19 protein-coding genes are annotated in these 18,778 nt (G+C 31.7%); 17 read left to right on the top strand and 2 right to left on the bottom strand.

What is annotated here, in order from left to right; translation table 11 throughout:
• The first annotated feature begins 149 nt into the window (after window positions 1-149).
• The 8 genes from GMC_RS0101780 (at window position 150) to GMC_RS0101745 (ending at window position 8,869) form a co-directional block, all read left to right on the top strand.
• The gene (locus tag GMC_RS0101780) at window positions 150-1,622 is read left to right on the top strand and encodes a type VI secretion system Vgr family protein (protein ID WP_010520525.1); all 1,473 of its coding nucleotides are present in this window, start codon (window positions 150-152) and stop codon (window positions 1,620-1,622) included.
• Between the two features lie 25 nt (window positions 1,623-1,647).
• On the top strand, window positions 1,648-2,622 hold the full coding sequence (locus tag GMC_RS0101775; protein WP_010520524.1) for a hypothetical protein: 975 nt from the start codon (window positions 1,648-1,650) through the stop codon (window positions 2,620-2,622).
• A 3-nt stretch (window positions 2,623-2,625) separates the two neighbouring features.
• Window positions 2,626-3,123 carry a DUF4280 domain-containing protein gene (locus tag GMC_RS0101770; protein WP_010520523.1) on the top strand — a complete coding sequence of 166 codons (498 nt, stop codon included), beginning with the start codon at window positions 2,626-2,628 and terminating at the stop codon, window positions 3,121-3,123.
• 6 nt (window positions 3,124-3,129) lie between these two features.
• Complete coding sequence (locus GMC_RS0101765) at window positions 3,130-5,871, top strand: OmpA family protein (protein WP_010520522.1); 2,742 nt, start codon at window positions 3,130-3,132, stop codon at window positions 5,869-5,871.
• A gap of 36 nt (window positions 5,872-5,907) precedes the next feature.
• Window positions 5,908-6,561, top strand: coding sequence for a hypothetical protein (locus tag GMC_RS0101760; protein WP_138940538.1), 654 nt, complete (start codon window positions 5,908-5,910; stop codon window positions 6,559-6,561).
• Between the two features lie 34 nt (window positions 6,562-6,595).
• On the top strand, window positions 6,596-7,282 hold the full coding sequence (locus GMC_RS0101755; RefSeq protein ID WP_010520520.1) for a hypothetical protein: 687 nt from the start codon (window positions 6,596-6,598) through the stop codon (window positions 7,280-7,282).
• 192 nt (window positions 7,283-7,474) lie between these two features.
• Window positions 7,475-8,248 carry a hypothetical protein gene (locus GMC_RS0101750; protein WP_010520519.1) on the top strand — a complete coding sequence of 258 codons (774 nt, stop codon included), beginning with the start codon at window positions 7,475-7,477 and terminating at the stop codon, window positions 8,246-8,248.
• A 174-nt stretch (window positions 8,249-8,422) separates the two neighbouring features.
• Window positions 8,423-8,869, top strand: coding sequence for a hypothetical protein (locus GMC_RS0101745; protein WP_010520518.1), 447 nt, complete (start codon window positions 8,423-8,425; stop codon window positions 8,867-8,869).
• On the opposite strand, the gene GMC_RS18645 is transcribed toward GMC_RS0101745, so the two are convergent.
• Together GMC_RS18645 and GMC_RS20400 are read right to left on the bottom strand one after the other, a co-directional pair.
• Complete coding sequence (locus GMC_RS18645) at window positions 8,866-9,576, bottom strand: site-specific integrase (RefSeq protein WP_010520517.1); 711 nt, start codon at window positions 9,574-9,576, stop codon at window positions 8,866-8,868. The two genes, GMC_RS0101745 and GMC_RS18645, sit on opposite strands and share 4 nt — an antisense overlap.
• A gap of 39 nt (window positions 9,577-9,615) precedes the next feature.
• On the bottom strand, window positions 9,616-9,813 hold the full coding sequence (locus GMC_RS20400) for a hypothetical protein (RefSeq protein WP_010520516.1): 198 nt from the start codon (window positions 9,811-9,813) through the stop codon (window positions 9,616-9,618).
• Window positions 9,814-10,392: 579 nt separating this feature from the next.
• On the opposite strand from GMC_RS20400, the gene GMC_RS0101735 reads away from it, so the two are divergent.
• The 9 genes from GMC_RS0101735 (at window position 10,393) to GMC_RS0101695 (ending at window position 18,749) form a co-directional block, all read left to right on the top strand.
• Window positions 10,393-10,659 (top strand): transposase, encoded by a 267-nt coding sequence (locus GMC_RS0101735; RefSeq protein ID WP_010520515.1) that lies wholly within the window; start codon window positions 10,393-10,395, stop codon window positions 10,657-10,659.
• 50 nt (window positions 10,660-10,709) lie between these two features.
• Entirely contained in the window at window positions 10,710-11,519 is an 810-nt protein-coding gene (locus tag GMC_RS0101730; RefSeq protein WP_138940537.1) for an IS3 family transposase, read from the top strand.
• Window positions 11,520-11,849: 330 nt separating this feature from the next.
• Complete coding sequence (locus tag GMC_RS0101725; RefSeq protein WP_238527895.1) at window positions 11,850-12,470, top strand: UpxY family transcription antiterminator; 621 nt, start codon at window positions 11,850-11,852, stop codon at window positions 12,468-12,470.
• Between the two features lie 460 nt (window positions 12,471-12,930).
• Complete coding sequence (locus GMC_RS0101720; RefSeq protein WP_010520512.1) at window positions 12,931-13,401, top strand: MATE family efflux transporter; 471 nt, start codon at window positions 12,931-12,933, stop codon at window positions 13,399-13,401.
• A 112-nt stretch (window positions 13,402-13,513) separates the two neighbouring features.
• Window positions 13,514-14,269: an MATE family efflux transporter gene (locus GMC_RS0101715; RefSeq protein WP_157998128.1), complete on the top strand. Its 756-nt coding sequence runs from the start codon at window positions 13,514-13,516 to the stop codon at window positions 14,267-14,269.
• 12 nt (window positions 14,270-14,281) lie between these two features.
• Complete coding sequence (locus tag GMC_RS0101710; RefSeq protein ID WP_010520510.1) at window positions 14,282-15,364, top strand: beta-ketoacyl synthase N-terminal-like domain-containing protein; 1,083 nt, start codon at window positions 14,282-14,284, stop codon at window positions 15,362-15,364.
• Window positions 15,297-15,668, top strand: a complete 372-nt coding sequence (locus GMC_RS0101705) for a ketoacyl-synthetase C-terminal extension domain-containing protein (RefSeq protein ID WP_010520509.1) — start codon at window positions 15,297-15,299, stop codon at window positions 15,666-15,668. Before GMC_RS0101710 ends, GMC_RS0101705 begins: the two co-directional genes overlap by 68 nt.
• A gap of 35 nt (window positions 15,669-15,703) precedes the next feature.
• Window positions 15,704-17,689, top strand: a complete 1,986-nt coding sequence (locus GMC_RS0101700; protein ID WP_438829872.1) for an acyltransferase domain-containing protein — start codon at window positions 15,704-15,706, stop codon at window positions 17,687-17,689.
• Complete coding sequence (locus GMC_RS0101695) at window positions 17,619-18,749, top strand: beta-ketoacyl reductase (RefSeq protein ID WP_010520507.1); 1,131 nt, start codon at window positions 17,619-17,621, stop codon at window positions 18,747-18,749. Before GMC_RS0101700 ends, GMC_RS0101695 begins: the two co-directional genes overlap by 71 nt.
• The last annotated feature ends 29 nt before the right edge of the window (window positions 18,750-18,778 follow it).

The following is an 18,778-nucleotide window of genomic DNA, read 5'->3' as shown; positions in this document are numbered from 1 at the left end:
CCTTTTTAGGTAAACCTTTTTATTTAGAAGTTTCCGAAGGTGGTAGACTGAATAGAGAAACCCTATATTTTAAAGGAAAAATTACTGAAATAAAAGGTAAAAAAGGAAACGAGCATGGTGGAATGGGGGATCTTATAGAGGTGTAAGGAATGAGTAACAGCATTCTTTTAGATGATGGTTCTAATATAGATAGCTTTTTAGAAAAATCAGTTTCCGATATCATTGAAGAAATCACTAAAGACTACAATAGCTCAGAATTCAGTATAAGAGTACAACCAGAAAATGACACATTGCTCTCCTACTCGGTACAACATCACCAAAGTACTTTCCAGTATTTACAATATTTAGCCGCTACACAAGGCGAGTATTTGGTATATAGTAGAGATACGTTACATTTTGGAAAACCTGATTTAGGAGACGAAATACCTTTAAATTACGGAGTCGACTTAAAGGATTTTAGTTTGGGTTTAACAGTTAACCCTTTACATTTTAATTATTATAGCAATGATTATACATCTGAAAGTACTATAGAAACCTCGAGTAACAGTATCGCTTCAAGTGCTAGTGGATATAGTGCATTTGCCAACAATGTGAGCAAGCAATTTTTCCATAAAAAAGACAATAAACAAATTTTTTACGGATTCGAGAGCCAACAATTGCAACAACAATTAGACAGCTCGGTAGCATTACAAAAAAAGTTAGCCGAACAAAAACAAGTAAGCATTGTAGGTAAAAGCACCAATACTGGAGTTTCACTGGGGAAAATTATTGTTATTAAGAGTAATCAAGGAGACTTTGGACGCTACAGGGTAATACAAATTAAACACAGTTATAAGCAAGGAGGAACATATACCAATAACTTTACGGCAATACCCTTAGAAATTGACGTTTATCCTTTAACGGATATCGATTTAATGCACCCTTCTCATCCACAAGTAGCCAAAGTAATAGCTGTTAACGACCCTAATGGGATGAGTCGCATAAAGGCACAATTTCCTTGGCAAAAAATGTACAATAAAACTACCCCTTGGATACGTGTAGCCACTCCCTATGCTGGAGGCGATAGAGGGTTTCATTTATTACCCGAGGAAAATGATGAAGTATTAATAGGTTTTGAAAATGGTGATGTAGAACGCCCTTACATGCAATCGGCACTATATACAGGAGTAAACAAGCACAATGCTTGGCAAAGTGAAAACAACGATTTTAAAGGACTTACCACCAAGGGAGGGCATGTTATTGAACTCAATGACACCAAAGGAGGTGAGATGATTACCATTACCGATAAAAATGGTAACAAAATTTTAATTGATACGGCCAATAATAATATGGAAATTTCTGCTTTAGAGAATATGACACTCAGTGCAAAAAATATAAAAATCAGTGCTTCAGAAAATATAGAAGTATCGGCAGGAAAAGATATGACTAATAGCGTAGGAGAAAACTTGAATATGATGGCGAAAAACAAAAATATTGTTGTCGATAAAAACTTAATGGTAAGTACTGAAAAACAAGAAATGGTATCAGAAGAAATTACGTTGAGTAGTAATTCTAAAAATCTTACCCTAGCTTCTGGTAAAATAGTAGATATTCAGAGTACTGAAAAGGTAAAATTATATTAAAAATAGCATTGCAAACTATATTAATGTGGTAGAAATAGAAGAAAAAGCATTAAAAAATAACACACTATACCTAAATCCAGAAGGTTTATATACCCGATATGGATGCATGATTATTTTTGAAGACAATCATGCAAAAAATGCGCTTCGGTATAAATTGGAAATTAAATATATTGGTAAATCTGAAGAGAATAACAATATATTTAGAATAGATAGAAATCCAGAAATATACATTAATGATACAAGTCCTGAAGCCAATACCGATGAGTTAGCAGCAAAAGTGAGTCAAGTTATTTATCCGTTAGAAATAGAAACTACTGCAAGAGGAACTCTTCATACTATAACAAATTTTAAAGAGGTTCAAACAAGGTGGCAAAAAGTAAAGCGACAAATTAAGAGTTATTATCAAGGAGAATCTGTTGATCAATACATTGCTTTAAACGATAAAACGTTAATATACCCAAGTCTTTTTCAAAAGAAAATGGCACAGGATTGGTTTTTACATCTATTTTTCGCTCCTATTTATGGCAGTTATCCAGATGATGCTTTTAACCCTGAAAAGTCTAGTTTTATAATATCCCCTTCTTATAACACCTCTAAATATTATGTAGCTGGTAATGCAGGACCAGTAAGCTATAAGACCATTAATAAAATAAAAAAGAACCCCTCAGGTCCCATTCATTTTGTAAAAATAAAAGGAGAATTACACGATGAAAGGTGTGCTTTAGATTTAGAGCAAGAATTAGAATTCCCCTATTACAAAATGTTAAACCCAGAAGAAAAAGCATTGAAAGGCACCTGTGATCTTACTTACGGCATCAACAAGAAAACAGGAGTTATAGAGGGTATTGAAGCTTTTTTTGACACTCAATTTGAAAACCCTAAAAAAGTTACTGTAAAAATGTTTGCTTTGGAACAAGTGGAAGAAAAAGAAGAAGTCACAACTGAGAAAAAGGCAACAAATAGCTTTTGGTCTAAATTTTTAAAAAAAGCTAATAAATAAGTTATGAGTGAAAAACACGCTGTAGTACAAGGTGCCCTGTGCACATGCCAATTTGGTGATTTCCCGGACAAGCTCAAGGTATTGTCTCAGACAAGAAATTATGCCAACGACAGTGAGGGGTCACAAAAATTAATAGCTTCTACAATGGAAATTGGCGGTGCTACCTTTGAGAAGAATACTTTTGGACAATGTAAATTACAACCCACAGGCAGTAGTTTTAAACCTTGCCAAATAGTAATAACCAAATGGGACGGTGCCTACGAGAATGTTGAATTGAGCAATAAAGGTAAAATACTATTAGAAGACAGTAAAGCCACCTGTCCCATTGCAGGAAGCCCCTGTATTAGCATTCTAAATCATGGTCAAACTGCCGAAGGTACTGGTGCAGGTTTTGAGAATGCAAATCATGAAATTCAAACTCAATTGAACCCAATGGTAGATACAAAAGAATTACAATATGAATCCTATGATGATGAAGTGATAACCATAATTGCTAAATAAAATAGTATGGCTAAAAAAGGTGTAGAAAAAATAGGTAGAGAATATAGAGAAGCAACAAGTACACCGCGTATAGCTTCAGAAATAGTGACTAAGCACGATTTTAAGCCCAAAATGTTTTTGGAAGCTGGCAAAAAAGAACTTTTTCGAGCATTTTATTATAAAGATACCCCCGACGAACAAAAAGGAAGAGCTAAATGGATTGCAAAACCCTCAGAAAACTTCCCATATACAGCAAACGACAGGACTAATATTGTAGGTGATATGGTTGAAATTTCTATGGATCCTAAATACTGTGGATCAAAAGTAATGGAAGTTGAAGCCTTTATGAGTAAACCAACGAATGAATATCCTGCCAAAATATTAATAGTGGGCACTTGTGAACCAAAATTAATAAGTACTACTTGGAGTAAATCTCGTGGCGGAAAAGCCTTATCTGAAAAATTAGAATTTGGCGACGATGTTTGGCTAAATGCTCAATTAGAAGGTTGTAATGGAACTAAGTTAGAAGTTCTAATTTATCATGATGAGCTAGGTGAAGATGAACAAATACCTAAAACATACATAACAGAATGTAGAAATGGAGAGTTAAATATAAAATTAAGAAACACCTATAATTGGAAAAAATACCACGGATGGTTTAAGAATAGCGTTGAAAAATACTATGCAATAATAAAAGTAAAAGGTTCACGAACACTTGTTTTTAGAGAAAAAACTAAATTATTAAACTTTAAATTTGAAGTATCTTCAAGAGTTGCGAAAAAAGCTGTTACAACACGCCCATTAAAATTAAGAAAAAACGAAATTAATATAGAACGCTACGAAACCTGTAGATTCAAGAAAATAAGTATTGAAGATGATGGTAAACCCATAGAACTTTTTAATGAGGATAAATTAAAATTGGGAGGAGAAGAAAAGATGAAAGAATTTGCCATTTCTCAAGTTATTAATTTTGATTTAGATGATGGAAATTTAAGAGCTGATGCCAAACTAATTTTAGATGAAATAGCAGCCTTTTTAAATGAAAACCCCTATACCCCAGTAGAGCTTGGGGCACATTGTGATAGTAGAGCAGATGATAATTATAATGATAATTTATCTAATGAAAGAGCTAGATCTTCAGTGGATTATTTAGTGGAAAAGGGTATTGAAAAAAGAAGAATATCTGCTACGGGTTATGGAAAAAGAAGGCTTTTGGTAAATGGAAAAAACATGACCGAAGCCCATCACCAATTGAATAGACGTGTAACTATAAAATATAAATTTGACGGAACAGGCGCTATAAAATACCAAACCGTAGTTCCAAATAAAACAGGTTCTGTACCAAGAAAAATTAAACTAACCATTGATGGCTTGAAAAGCACTGAGCATTGTTTTAAAGAAAGTAAAGCGTTAAAGCATACCGATGATGTAATTATTATAGACCCTACAGGAAAAAGGATAGAAAAGAAAGGAACATCAGAAATTTTACAACACATTTATGCACCTACCTCTTCATGGCTTCCACTTGCTCCGCTAAACTATATTTTGCCCCATTTGGTAGATCCTAACCTTTATAAAATTTATATAAATACCTGTAGGTATTACTCCAATAAAAAAAACAATACAATACTTATTTCCGCACATCCCGATATTAGGTGGGATTTTCATTTGTATTTGAATTTAAACAACCCATTAGCTGTAAAATGGCAAAACGTAAGTAAAGCTAGGCAAAAAGAACTCTTTTCTAAAGCTGGAAAAATAGGTGCAGAAAAGCGATGGAAGCAAACAGAAGTTAGCTTTGGCGCACTTTTACAAGCACAATGGAACAAAACTGCAAATGGAGTACCTGAAGTATCCGAAGCCACCTACGATGAAAAAAAAGAGTACACTAAGGAATACGACGCTAAACTAAAACAGTTTTATTCCGTTTTTGAAAAAATAAAGGACGCCTCAAAATTAATTGCTGGAGGCACAAAATCTAAATTAACTAAAACTATAGGCAAAAAATTTCCCGCTGAAATTGAAGTTATGCCTCCTAAATTTCGTTTAGGTGCGCATTGGGAATTGGCACGGGGGTATAAAAATAACAAACCCACTAATGAAGTGGGTACTTTAGTTAAATTTTACCTACAGGCAGACCCACTTGTGGGTATGGAACTTACCTTTGATCTATTGAGAACCGCTTTAGGAGCTGCAGGTCCCGCAGGTATAATTGCAGACGAAATACTAGAATGGTTAGAATTCGAAGATAATGATGATAGTCCTTTTAAATTAAAGATATATGTTAACCTTATTGTATTTGGAATTATAAAAATCCCAGAAATTGCCTTACAGTACAATACTGCATCGGACAGTACAGACAAAAACAATATTATAAAAGCCGATGCAGAAGCTACCATTGGCCTTACCTTGGAGGCTGGGATACTTATAAAAGCGAAAGTAGCCTTAGTAGTAGCTCAATTTTACTTTAATGCCGAAGCAAGTGTAGAGGGTACAGGATCCGTCACCTTTGGGCACGCTTTAAAATACCAAAATGAAACCTTGTATTACCGTCCTGCTCTTAGGTTTGATGGGTTAAATGCAAGAGTAGTGGCAAAAGCAGAAATAGGAATCACTATAAAAAAACATTGGCCAGGATGGCATGCAGACCTTGTAGATTATGATGAAGAATTTAAAAGAATCATTAGACCTTTTGATATTGTAGAAAGTATTGAAAAAACAACAGGATTAAATGCCGATTTTGCTATTTTAGGCGACACAGATAAATAAAATTAAAAAATGAAGAATATAATTAAAATACTATTAATGAGCTTTTTGATAAATAGCTGTTCAGCACAATCCAATTTCGATCTTACAGATATTAAACTCAATAGAGATAAAATAACAGAGATTTACGGACCCGATGCACAAAAAAAAGGACACGACCAATATGTATCGGATGGACAAAAAAAATTAATCACAAAAAAAAGTGAGTTTTTATATTTTAATAAAGTATCCTTTAAAGGACAACAAAATCCCAATAGTAAACATGGAATAAATGGAGTAACCTTTACTTATAACAAAAAAGATGCTGTAATAACGAAGTATAAAATTCACATTTATTCTTTAAATGAAGCTGGAAAAATCATTAAGACAGTACACGAAAAATTAGGAAAACCTAATTATGTATTTAGAGATTGGAATGACAAAAACACCAATAGAAATGATAAGTTAATATGGGAAGACCAAGATAATAAAACCTTATATCTCCTTGATATAAGTCTTGATAGTACAAGTAAAGTTTCACTTACTGCTCTATATAACTTTAATGATATTTCAAAACTAGAACTATTTGGACCTTATTCATATTGGGAAGATTACTTGTATGAAAGAAAGAAAAAAAATACTCAAAATTATAGTTATCAAGACTATTTAAAGGAATTAAAAGAAAAAAGCCTAATGATGAAACTCTTAAAATAACTAAATAAAGAATATTTTAATCTTAAAACCTAAGATGTTAAAAAAAATAATCCAAATAGTAATTATAAACTTATTTATTAATAGCTGTTCAGCACAATCTGATTTCGACCTTACAGATATTAAACTCAATAGAGATAAAATAATTGATATAGTTGGTTCCGATTCTGAAAAAAATGCAGATGATGATCTTTCTTTAGGAAAAAGAAGGTTAATTGTAAAAAATAATGAATTTTTACATTTTAATAACGTAAATTTTAAAGGACAACAAAATCCTAATAATGATGATCATGGAATTAATGGAGTTAGTTTTACATATAATAAAAGTGATTTTGTTATAACCAAATATGACATTCACATTTATTCCCTAGATGAAGCTGAAAAAATTATAAAAACCTTACATGAAAAATTAAGAAACCCTGATTATACGTATTTTGGAAGAGAGAAAAGGGAAAATAAATATAGCCTTATATGGGAAGATCAAGAAAATAAGATTTTGTACTGTCTTAAAGTCTCTCTAAATGAAACAAGTAAAGTATATCTTACCGTATTGCATAATTTTGATGACGTTCTAAAACTAGAATTACATGGACCTTTTAATGGTTGGGAAAAATATTTATATGAGAGAAAAAAGAAGAAGAACCTAAACTATACGTATCAAGATTTTTTAGAAGAATTAAAAGAAAGTGACCCTGATAATTATACGTTAAAGGTTACTAAATAAATATATTATTGCTATTATAATCTAAGGTGTTAAAAAATTATTAGAATATAAATAACAAGTTTTTAAATAAATAATTGCTTAAAAAAATCCGATTTTGATTTTATTAATAGCAATTTAATGAAACCTTTAACTTAATAAAGAATATGGTCGATAAAAAAGTAAAAAAGGCTAAAAAAAATAGATAAATATATAATGAAAGAACCTTATTACATGGTTAATTTTTCAGCAAGCGCGTGCTTATTTGAGATACGAATAAATGACCAACCTGTATTAACTATGAATGTAGAAGGGCAGGTATCCACAAGTATACCTGTCAATTATACTATTTCGAGTTCAGGGAAACAAGAAGTAACTATAAAAATATTACCGCTTTCGGGAACTTCTGAATTATCTAAGAAGGCATCATTAAATTATTCCATAAAATATTATGATACCACTGTTGGTTTTAATTTAATAGATACTTTTGATGGTTTTGAATCAGCACCTGTAAATGATGAAAAACTACCTTTAATAGTAGGAGGGTCTTTTTTTGAAGCAGAAATCCCGTACAGTTTAAGAGATTATTGGAAAAATGGTAAAGATATAGTAGATGTTAAAAACTATATATTAGAAATCAGAAAAGCATATAAAGAAATAGCAAACTTAATTGTTACTAGTAGATATGACATTTTAAAACAAAAAATGGAAAATAGAGAATATAATATGGCAACCTCTATGTATCTATCTGCTAAAGATTCTCAAAATCGTATCAATAGAATGATTAATGATTTTAAAAACGGATATAATCAATTAATTTTTGATGAAAAATCATTACCCGTAATTTCTGCTTATGGAAAAAAAATATCTTTAAAACGTTTAAATGGAGACCCAGTCTTAAGCTTTGGTAGTATTGAAGAACAAGAACAAATTATGCTAGACATTGAGTTTTATTGGTCTAAAGAAACTAAACAATTTGAAATTATTTAAGCTTAGTTATATACCAAAAATGAAGTGCTAAACCACTAAAATATATTTTTCAATAAAATTTCATGTAGAACATTACAATTTACCTTCAGTATTTAAATTGATGATTATGAAATAAATAGTACAAAAAATTATTTCAAAGATAACGTCATTTAACAATTAGCACCCAATAAAATAATGAGAAATAACAATTCTCACATATTAAAAGTATTCAAACAACGAGTATCTCGAATACAAAAAGAATTGGAGGGAAATAAAACATTAGTCGATATAGATAAAACTTGGTTAGGAACTCAAAGACGTTTATATACTCAAAATTCAAAAAAGTATGCTACTGAAAAAAAGAAGTTATTAGACACTTTAATTCCTTTTTTAGGCTACGATTGGAAACAATACCGAACAAGAGAATACAATATTTACGTAAACGAAAGGGTCGTAAGTATAAAAAAAGCACTTTACACAGGTAAGGAAATAGCAAAAACAGATCAATGGACTACCAACAAAATATGGCACAAATATTCTAAGCCACGTTTCTATATTTATTTTGAGTTAATTTCAATTCCATTTCTAAAGGTGTCAAATAAAAGTATGCCTAAAAGAATACACTGTATATTCACTACCTAATTGAATTGATTTACCTTCTTTTTTAAGGTGTTCATTATAGCGTTTTTTACCTTTCGGAATCTTGTGGTAAAATAATCTCTTCTACTGGTTTCTTTAGCTTCCCATTCACCAATACCAGTTGGTGTGAATAAAAAATATTCTTGTGTAGAAAATTCAAAATTCTTGATTTCGTCTATAACAATATTGGGTATTATTTTCGTCTTTCTTCCTTTCTTTTTATTCTTGGTTTGGACCATTAGTAGTTTTTGCGATAGCACTATATCTTTAAGTTTTAAACGACAAACCTCAATTGGACGTAAAAAATTATACGACACAAATTTCACAAACAATAATGGTAGAGGATCATTTTCTTTCATATAGGTAAAAAGCCCTTCTAAAACTTCTAAAGGATAAGTATTATGACTGGCGGATTTAGTATCAAGAACCTTAATGCTTTCTACTACATTCTTTGGAATAATCTCACTATCCGCTAATTCTCCAAATAAAGCACTCAAAACAATACGTGTATTATTTCTATTTCTAGCACTGCTTTTCTTTACAATACTTTCAAGATATGTATTAACTACTTGTCTCGTTACACTTAATATACTTTGATCAGCCAGATGATTTTGCTCTAAATACTTCTTGAATTGATTACACCTACTTTTATAATCAGCTTTCGATGTATCAGAAAGTGTACTATTTTTCAAGTCTAAAGCATAATCCAAAGCATCGTTTGCTGTGTATTGTAAAGATTCGCTAGTAAGCTAAAAATTATTTTTGTAAGGAGAATAATCATCTTTAAGTAACTCTAAAACTACTTCTCTAAGCACACCGAGATGATATAACCTTTCTTCTTTGGTTTTATAATCTCTATTGATACTCATGGTCAAAGGAGGTTGCCGAACCATTACTGGACTACCATCTTTATTTTTAAGTTGTGGATGCGCGTAAGAATAATACACATACCATCTTTTAGAAAGATCAAAAGTCTTTCCTCCATGGTATATTTTGGTGTGTTGTATTTTTTCTTCAAACCGTCTTTGTATGCGGTTTGTAATATATCAAAAAAAAGCTCATTGAAAAAGGTTTTAAAAACCTGCTTGTCAATGAGCTATGCTAGTAGCGGGAACAGGACTCGAACCTGTGACCTTCGGGTTATGAGTCGGAATATTAATTTTTAAAAATACTGTTATTCAATAAGTTACGAATTATAGTGTTTGAAAAACTATGCATTTCTATGTCAATTAGATACTTTTAAAAGATACTTTAAAATTTCATCTGTTTTGTTATAAATAATAATAGCAGTGTTGATATGTTGATAACTCCAAAAAAAGAAAAGGAAGCAATGACATAGCTCCGCTAAAGGAACACCACAAGAACATGACGGGAACAAGGAGGAAAGCCCTATTTCTGTCCTAAAAGATCAACTCAAGGTCAAAGAGAGTGAAATGCGTTAAGATCAGCTGATGTATTTGTTGTGATAATATCATTGAAGGCTTCCCTGTTTTTCATACAGTTTAAAAATCAATTATTTTTAGATTATGAAGAAAAGCAGATTTACCGAGGCACAGATCGTATCTATGCTTCAACAGTACGATTCAGGAATGAAAGTCACCGACATCTGTCGTGATAAGGGAATTACCACAGCCACTTTTTATAGTTGGAAGCGTAAATATGGTGGTATGGACGCTCAACAACTTAAAGAACTAAAGTCACTACAAGAAGAGAACCGTCGTCTCAAACAGATGTTTGCTGATTTGAGTTTGGATCACAGAATCTTAAAGGATATTGTTGAAAAAAAGCTTTAAAGCCCTGTGAGCGGAAAGAACTTGCTCAGGCCGTTGTTACACAAGAAGGTCTGAGTATTCAGAGAGCTTGTGAGATAGTAAGTTTGAGTAGGTCTATGTGGTATTACAAATCTCGCAAAGACGATACTGAAGTTATTGATAAGCTTATTGAGATGAGTGAGATCAAACCTAACCGTGGTTTTGATTATTACTATCACCGCATACGCAAACAGGGCTTTATATGGAACCGTAAACGTGTTTTAAGGATATATAGGTTACTAGGTCTTACAATGCGCAGGAAAAGCCGAAAGAGGCTTCCCGCCAGAATCAAGTCACCTTTAGACCAACCCGTTCAACCTAGAGAAATCTGGAGTATGGATTTTATGTCTGATAGTTTAACTACTGGACGTAGTTTTAGGGTATTGAATATTATTGATGATTACAATCGTCAAGCCCTCTGTACCAGCTCCGACTTCTCGATGCCTAGCATAAGAGTTGTTTCATACTTAAAACAAGCTATTGAGGTTTATGGTAAACCATTAGAAATACGAGTGGACAATGGTCCTGAGTTCTTATCGAGAATATTTGTTCAATTTTGTGAGAGTGAATCTATACATATCAAATACATACAGCCAGGAAAACCCTCGCAGAATGGATATGTAGAACGGTTTAATAAGACCTTTAGAGAAGATGTGCTAGATGCATACTTATTTAGAAGCTTAGAAGAAGTAAGAGTCCAGTCAGAAGTGTTCAGAGAGGATTATAATGAATATCATCCTCATAAATCCCTCGGCAGGAAGAGTCCGAACGAACTTTTAAACGACTTTTTCAAAAGGGCTAGCCCTTTTGAAAAACATTTTGTTAATTTAAACGCTGTGTGAAAAAGGGTAAGTCTTCATCATTTAGATTGCCAACTTTACTTTTAAATATAAAGTAAGATTATGCCTACTTTTTTTTATTTGCATTTATTTCATTAAAATGATATTTTTTTTAATTTATATTTATTTAAACATTTATTTTTTTAAAAAATTATTATAAATTTAGTTAATTTATTGTGTGTAATTACAAACATAAGGTACTTACCAAAAGGTAAGTACCTTATGTTTGTAATAGTCTGATATTCATTACTTTATTTTTTTTAATTAAAAATATTACTTACGTTAAATTTTAGCTATTTGTTTAATTTAATTTTTGTTAGTTAATTTATATCATTGAAAGATGAACCTTTTTGTCCTTGCCCATTTTTTGTTGAAAGTGGTAAATGTGACTCAAGGAAGCGAAGCTATTCACTCAACTCAAACAGCCAATTATTTATGCATTTCAAAAAACCATATTATGGATGGTATGTTTTGTACGTAAAATCGAGATTTGAAAAAAAGGTATATGAAAATTTAAAAAAAATAGGGGTACAAGCATTCTTACCTCAAGTAAAAACAATAAGGCAGTGGAATGATCGAAAAAAAGAAATTTTAATACCGCTATTCTCCTCTTATGTTTTTGTAAATATTACTTCTTCATTTGAATTTCATAAAGCATTATCAGTGAATGGAGCATGTTGTTATATCCAATTTGGAACTGAATACGCTAAGGTTTCAGAAAAAGAAATTAATCAAATGATTTTTTTGACTAATGAAAATATTATTACTAATCTCGAAATTAGTCCTCAATTATTCAAAGTAGGGGAGACTAAACAGATAAAAGATGGTCCACTAAGTGGATTAGAATGTGAGATTATAAAGATAAATAATAGTAAAAAAATAGTAGTAAATATTAAATCTATCCGACAGAATATTATTGCTACACTTTCCCAACAAAGTTTAGTCTCCCTCTGAGAGGATATAGCACAAGTCAATTAATTAAATATTATGGATAAAACTTGATATAGTTTTCTCTCCTTAAGCGTTTGTAAAAATTTGGATATTAGCGCTGTAAGTGTATATAATATTAACTATTTTAAGAATATACAACACCAAATGAAAGGTTGATTGTTTTGGTTATAATATAGATTACTTACCTGCACGAATTTAGTTTAATCTATTCGTAAACTATAATATTAAGATATCAATGCTAGTGCGACAAAATCAACATAATTGTAAAGAATAACTTTTATATTTTTAAATAATCAAAAAAGACAATTGAAGCTTTGTTTTCAATTATATGACTAAAAGTGAGGTTAAATTATCTAATTAATTTAACAATTTCATATTCTCCGAAATCACTTGTCTGATATAATTCAGCATATTAATAAGTTTAAGTGTAATCTCAAAATTAAATAATCATATTAAAATCTTTATGGGTAAAAGCAAAATTGCAGAAAAATCTTTTTTCATTAACTTTTTTAGTATCACACTGCAAAGAGCATTGATGTGCGGTATCTTTTTTACAGATACGTATTTTTTAAGCTTTAGTTCTGATGAAGCGGTTTCAGGTGTGGGAGCAGCCGTTATTTTTTTAGTTTCTCTGTTGTCAATGATTACTGTTATTGCTATGGTCGGAGTTAGTTTTTTATCAATTGCCTCCGGAGAGAAGAACTATGAGAAATTTATTACTATATCAGGAGTATTGATATGGCTTTCTATAGCAATGGCGGTTGTTTTTACTTTATTACAGTATTTTTTATCACTTAAAATAAGTAATTGGGCTGGCTTAACTACCAAAGCCTCAGGAGCTTTTTTTAAGTTATTTATTTTATATGCTTCCTATTTGTATTATAGATGCTCTTTATTCAAATTTTTCGGCAATTCTGTTGGCAAAAAAAAATAGTAATAGCATCATGTATTCTTCCGTAGTTTTATTTGTATGCAACATAGTTTTTAATCTGATGATTTTATTTGGTTTAATTCCCGGGGTAGAACTATCACCCAAAACATTAGCTATGGCAACAATAATAAGCCAGTTTCCGGCAATTTTAATTTTAATATATCATTTAAAAAAGGAAGAATATGCTTTAACAGATTATTTTACAATTAAGAAAGAAGCAAAAAAAGAGTCATTAATGATTCTAAAAAGAGTATTACCACTGTCTTTAGAGCCTATATCTTTTAACCTTAAAGATTTGTTTATAATTGCTTTTATAGGAAACATTAGTTCCATAGCAATAGCATCCTACACCTATTCGAAAAATATTTTAATTTTTCTCACTACTGTACTGGCTGGTGCTCTTGGAGTAACAGTTCAAATTTTTTCAAGTTACAGTATTGGAGGTAAAAACTATCCGCAAGCTGATTTGTATATGAAAAAATCAATAAACTATTATATACCTATTGTGTTTTTCACAATACTGGTGGTTTATATATTTTCGGATTTGGTATTCAGTATATTTACTTTTAATGAAGAAGTGTTGCTTTTTACAGGTATTATCATTCCTTACTTTATTTTTAGTGAAACCTTTCAGTCCGTTTCGTTAATTATTTCTCCAACATTAAGAGGGGTTGGAGATCCTAAATTAATATCTATACTCAGTATTTCTAGTAATTGGATCTTTGGAGTATTAAGTTCATTTGTATTTGCTTTTTATTTTAAAATGGGCTTGTCAGGTATTCTTTTAGGAATACTACTGGACGAAATATTTAGGGCAGGATGTAACTACGTATTGTGGAAAAAATGGATAAATAGCAAATCCGTAAAATAACTTATTTAATCAATGGAAGATTTAAAAAAACAAATAGCAGTTATTGGGTATTCTGGCAAATTTTCGGGTGCAGGAAGCTTAGAAGAATATTCAAATGTAATAATGAAAGGGGAAAGGGCATTTATGAATTTTTCTAGACATACATTAATTAGCGAAGGAGTTCCTGAGGGAATTATAGATCAATCCGATTATATAGGTTTATCAGGATACTTATCTGATGCCGATAAATTCGATGCTAAATTTTTTAAGTTCTCCAATAGGGAAGCGGAAATAATGGATCCTCAGTTTCGCTTGTTTCTTCAAGAGTCATATCATGCACTTGAAAATTCAGGATATATAAATAAAACGAATTCAATAAAATGTGGTGTCTTTGCTTCCTGTGGTATGGCTTTATATTCAGGAAAAAACAGAAATACTTATTTTAAGAATAATGTGGAGCACCATACTGATGTACTCGAATCCTTAGACCCCGTAAAGGTTAAATTACTAAATGATAAAGACTATTTAGCAACTCTTTTATCATATACATTAAACCTAAGAGGCCCCGGTCTCACTATACAAACAGCATGTTCATCATCTCTGGTTGCTTTAAGTACAGCAGTAAAAAGTGTAAGGTATGGGGATTGTGACATAGCATTGGCGGGTGGAGCTTCTATACATGCTCCCCGAAAATGTGGATATCAGTATTATGAAGGAAGTATATATTCTCCATCAGGAAAATGTAATCCTTTTTCATCAGAATCTAATGGAATTGTCGGGGGAAACGGTGTCGGTGCCGTAGTATTGAAAAGATTGGATAAGGCACTCGAAGATAATGATATTATTCATGGGGTGATTAAAGGGGTCTCTGTAAATAACGATGGGGCAAAAAAAGTAAGTTTTACGGCTCCAAGCATTGAAGGACAGCAAGAAAATATAGAAAAAGCAATTGAAGACGCAGGAATTTTTTCAGACGAAATAGGATATGTAGAGGCCCACGGTACAGGAACTAAAATGGGAGACCCTATTGAAATTACTGCTTTAACAAATGCATTTTTTAACAAAAGGAAAGAAAAAAAACCGCCAATTCTGTTCTCTGGGATCTGTAAAGGCTAATATAGGGCATTTAGATGCCTCTGCCGGAATTGCTTCGTTTATTAAATGCCTCTTAATTCTTAAAGAAAAAAAACAGCCATTATTAACCGGATATGAAAAACCTAATCCGTTTATTAATTTTAAAAATACTCCTTTCTACGTTAATAAAACTTCGAAAAGTTGGGATAATTATGAAAATGAGAGAACCTGTCTTGTAGCATCTTTAGGTGCTGGAGGTACTAACGCTCATGTTGTCCTTTCTGAATACAGTAATTCGGTAAAAGAAAAAAAGACCCCGAAAAAAATTATTACCCTCTTTTTATAAGTGCTAAATCCGAGAATTCTCTTAAAGAATATGCTTTGTTGTATAAGTCATTTTTAATGCAAGATTATGATTTTAGGGAAGTTTGCACAAATAGCGTGCTCAGAAAACAGCACTTTGATTTTAGGTTATCTATAACTTCTGAAGACAAAGAGGAGGCTATTAAAAATATAGATTTATTTCTTAATGAAAAACCATCAGTAAATGTTAAATATCATAAGTATACTAAACAAGTAAAAGAACTGGTTTTTGTATTTACAGGACAAGGAAGTCAGTTTGCAGGTATGGGAAAGAAATTTTACGATAATTTCCCAGTATTTAGGGAAGTACTTGACCGTTTAGACAAACTTTTTATTGAAAAAAGAGGAGAAAGCCTTCTTCATTTAATGTTTAACGCGCCGGAGGAAGACTTGACCTTAACAGAGAATGCACAGCCCGCAATTTTTGCTTTTGAGTATGGACTTTACAAACTTTGGCTAACTTTTGGAGTAAAAGTAAAAACATTATTGGGGCATAGTGTAGGAGAATATACAGCTGCCGCAGCCGCAGGTGTATTTTCCGTGGAAGAAGGTTTTAATCTCCTTATCGAACGTGGTAAAGTAATGGGGAGTTTGGACAAAATAGGTGCAATGGCTACTGTTTTTTTACCTCTAGAAATATTAAGTGAAATACTAAAAAAATTAAATGTCGATATAAATATTGCTGCTGAGAACACTAAAAATTCGGTGGTTGTTTCTGGGCATAAAAAAGATATTTTGTCTCTCGAAAAATGGTGTAAAGAGCATGGGGTATCTATTAAAAAACTCAAGGTTTCAAACGCTTTTCATTCGTATCTAATGCAACCGGCAATGGAAGAACTTAGAGTGAAATGGAAAAATAAACAGTTTAAAAAACCGAAACTCAAATTAATTTCCAATCAAACAGGATTGCCTGCTTCAGATAGTATTTCTACACTAGATTACTGGTTGGATCATTTAATGAACAATGTAAAGTTTCACCAAAGTATTAAGTATCTCGTTGATAAAAAGAATGAAGTCTTTTTTGAAATAGGCCCCAAGCCGGTACTTTCAAACTTTATAAACACTTCCTTTGAAGAAGTTCAAACAATTTTTTGTTCAGAGAAAAATAATTGTCTGCAAGATATAAGTAACGCAATAGGGCAGTTTATTTCACTTGGAGTTAATCTCAACCTTAATAACATTTATGATTCAGAAGATTGCGACAGAGTGCTTTTACCCAATTACCCTTTTGAAAAGAAAAGTTTTTGGCTACCATCAAAGAACAGTCAAAATCAAAGTGATATATTTAAAATTAATTGGAAAACTGGTTTCCCTACTATAGAAAGTACCGAAAATAGGTGTAACGAAAATTTATGGGTGCTTTTTGGGGATTATAAAAGTCAAATATCAAAAACAATTAATGAATCATTAAATGGTCAAAAAACTTTTTTTTACAATACCGATGAATGGGAGTGTGAAGAAAATATTGTAACTGCAATCCGAGAGTTAAAGAATAATTTACAAGCTCAGGGGGTTAAAATTATATTCATGCCCAGTGAAACATTACCTTTAACAGGGCAGATCTTTTTTCTGACAACATTACTAAAACAGCTTAATGCAGAATTAGAGAGGGATAATTCCGTAGACCTTCATTATCTATTTAGAAAAAATCATCCCGAAAAAATTGCAGAATCTCAAAAATCGGTAGATTATGCACTTACTGGAATTATAAAAAGCGCACAATACGAAATAGAAAACATTAATTGTTATATCACTGAAATATCTGGTACACATGGGGACGAAGAAGTTTCCTGTTTTCTTTACAGGATTAGTAATTCAAACAATAGAGCATTTTATGAGAGGATAACAAAAAAAGAAGTTTCTGTACCTCAACTGGAAAGCATTACTTTAAACAAGCATTCCTTTTCACTACCAAAAGATGTCAAAAAAGTGTTTGATTTTAGGAGGATTAGGAGAAATAGGTTTGTACCTCTCCGAAAGGCTTTTAAAAGAAAGTACTGTTGAAAAAATTGTGCTGCTGGGAAGATCTGCCCCGGATGAGAAAGTAATACAAAAAATAGAAAGCTGGAATAAGGAGCATCCAAAAATAGAATATTATCTGTGTGATATAACAAACACCCAAGAATTAAAAGATTGTTTCGAAGAAAATAATGATTGTATTAAGTCAACAGATCTTCTTATCCATCTAGCAGGAAAACTATCAGATGGAGTGATTCAGAATATGGATTACGCCAAGATAAATGAAGTCGTTTCTCCGAAAGTAACAGGTTTTTTGAATGTTATGAATATCTGTACTTCCAAAAGAATTGTGTTGTTTTCCTCAATAGCAAGTATTTTCGGAGCTGCTGGGCAAAGCAATTATGCCTCAGCCAATGCCTTTTTGGATAAATTTTCTGAACACTTGAGAGCTTCTGGAATTAAAGCATCAAGTATTAGCTGGGGTGCATGGAAAGATGTAGGCATGGCAACCAAGGGAGCTGCCAGTAAAAACTTAAATGAAGCGTATAAAATTTCGAATGAAGAAGCTTATGAATTAATGCTAGCTGCAGTAAATGAAGAGCATCATCATTTGATTATCAACAAATTTTCACAAGAGATATTAGATGAGGTTTCAGATCAGGAACTGAATGAAACCGGAAAGCAGTTTTGGAGCAGTCACGATACCAGTCATACTGTAATGAACAGTGGCAGTAAAGTTGATTTCAACGGACTTTCCGTTCGAGAAACGGAAGTGGCTGTAAAAAAAGAAGTTATCAATTCTATAAGGAATGTTTTGGGAATAAGTTTAAGAGAAAAGATTAAAGATGAAGAAAGTTTTCATAACCTTGGTCTTGATTCTTTAACCTTAATTCAACTCAAGAATATGATAAACAGGAATCTACCTGTAAAATTAACTATCAGTGATTTTTACAGTTATCCAAATATTTCAATTCTGGAATCTTATATACTTGAAAAAATTACACCTGTGAAGGAAGTAAGCGAAGCAGAGAAGATATTTGAACAAAATGAAATATCTGATAAAGATTACTTACTCGACCTTCTGGAAAAGGAACTGCTTAAATAAAACTGCCTGAAGTAGTTAAAATAATTGAA

It is taken from the genome of Aquimarina agarivorans (assembly GCF_000218485.1).
Lineage (GTDB): Bacteria > Bacteroidota > Bacteroidia > Flavobacteriales > Flavobacteriaceae > Aquimarina > Aquimarina agarivorans.
The sequence above is the reverse complement of the archived record's forward strand: the minus strand, read 5'-3'. Positions and strand labels throughout refer to the sequence as shown.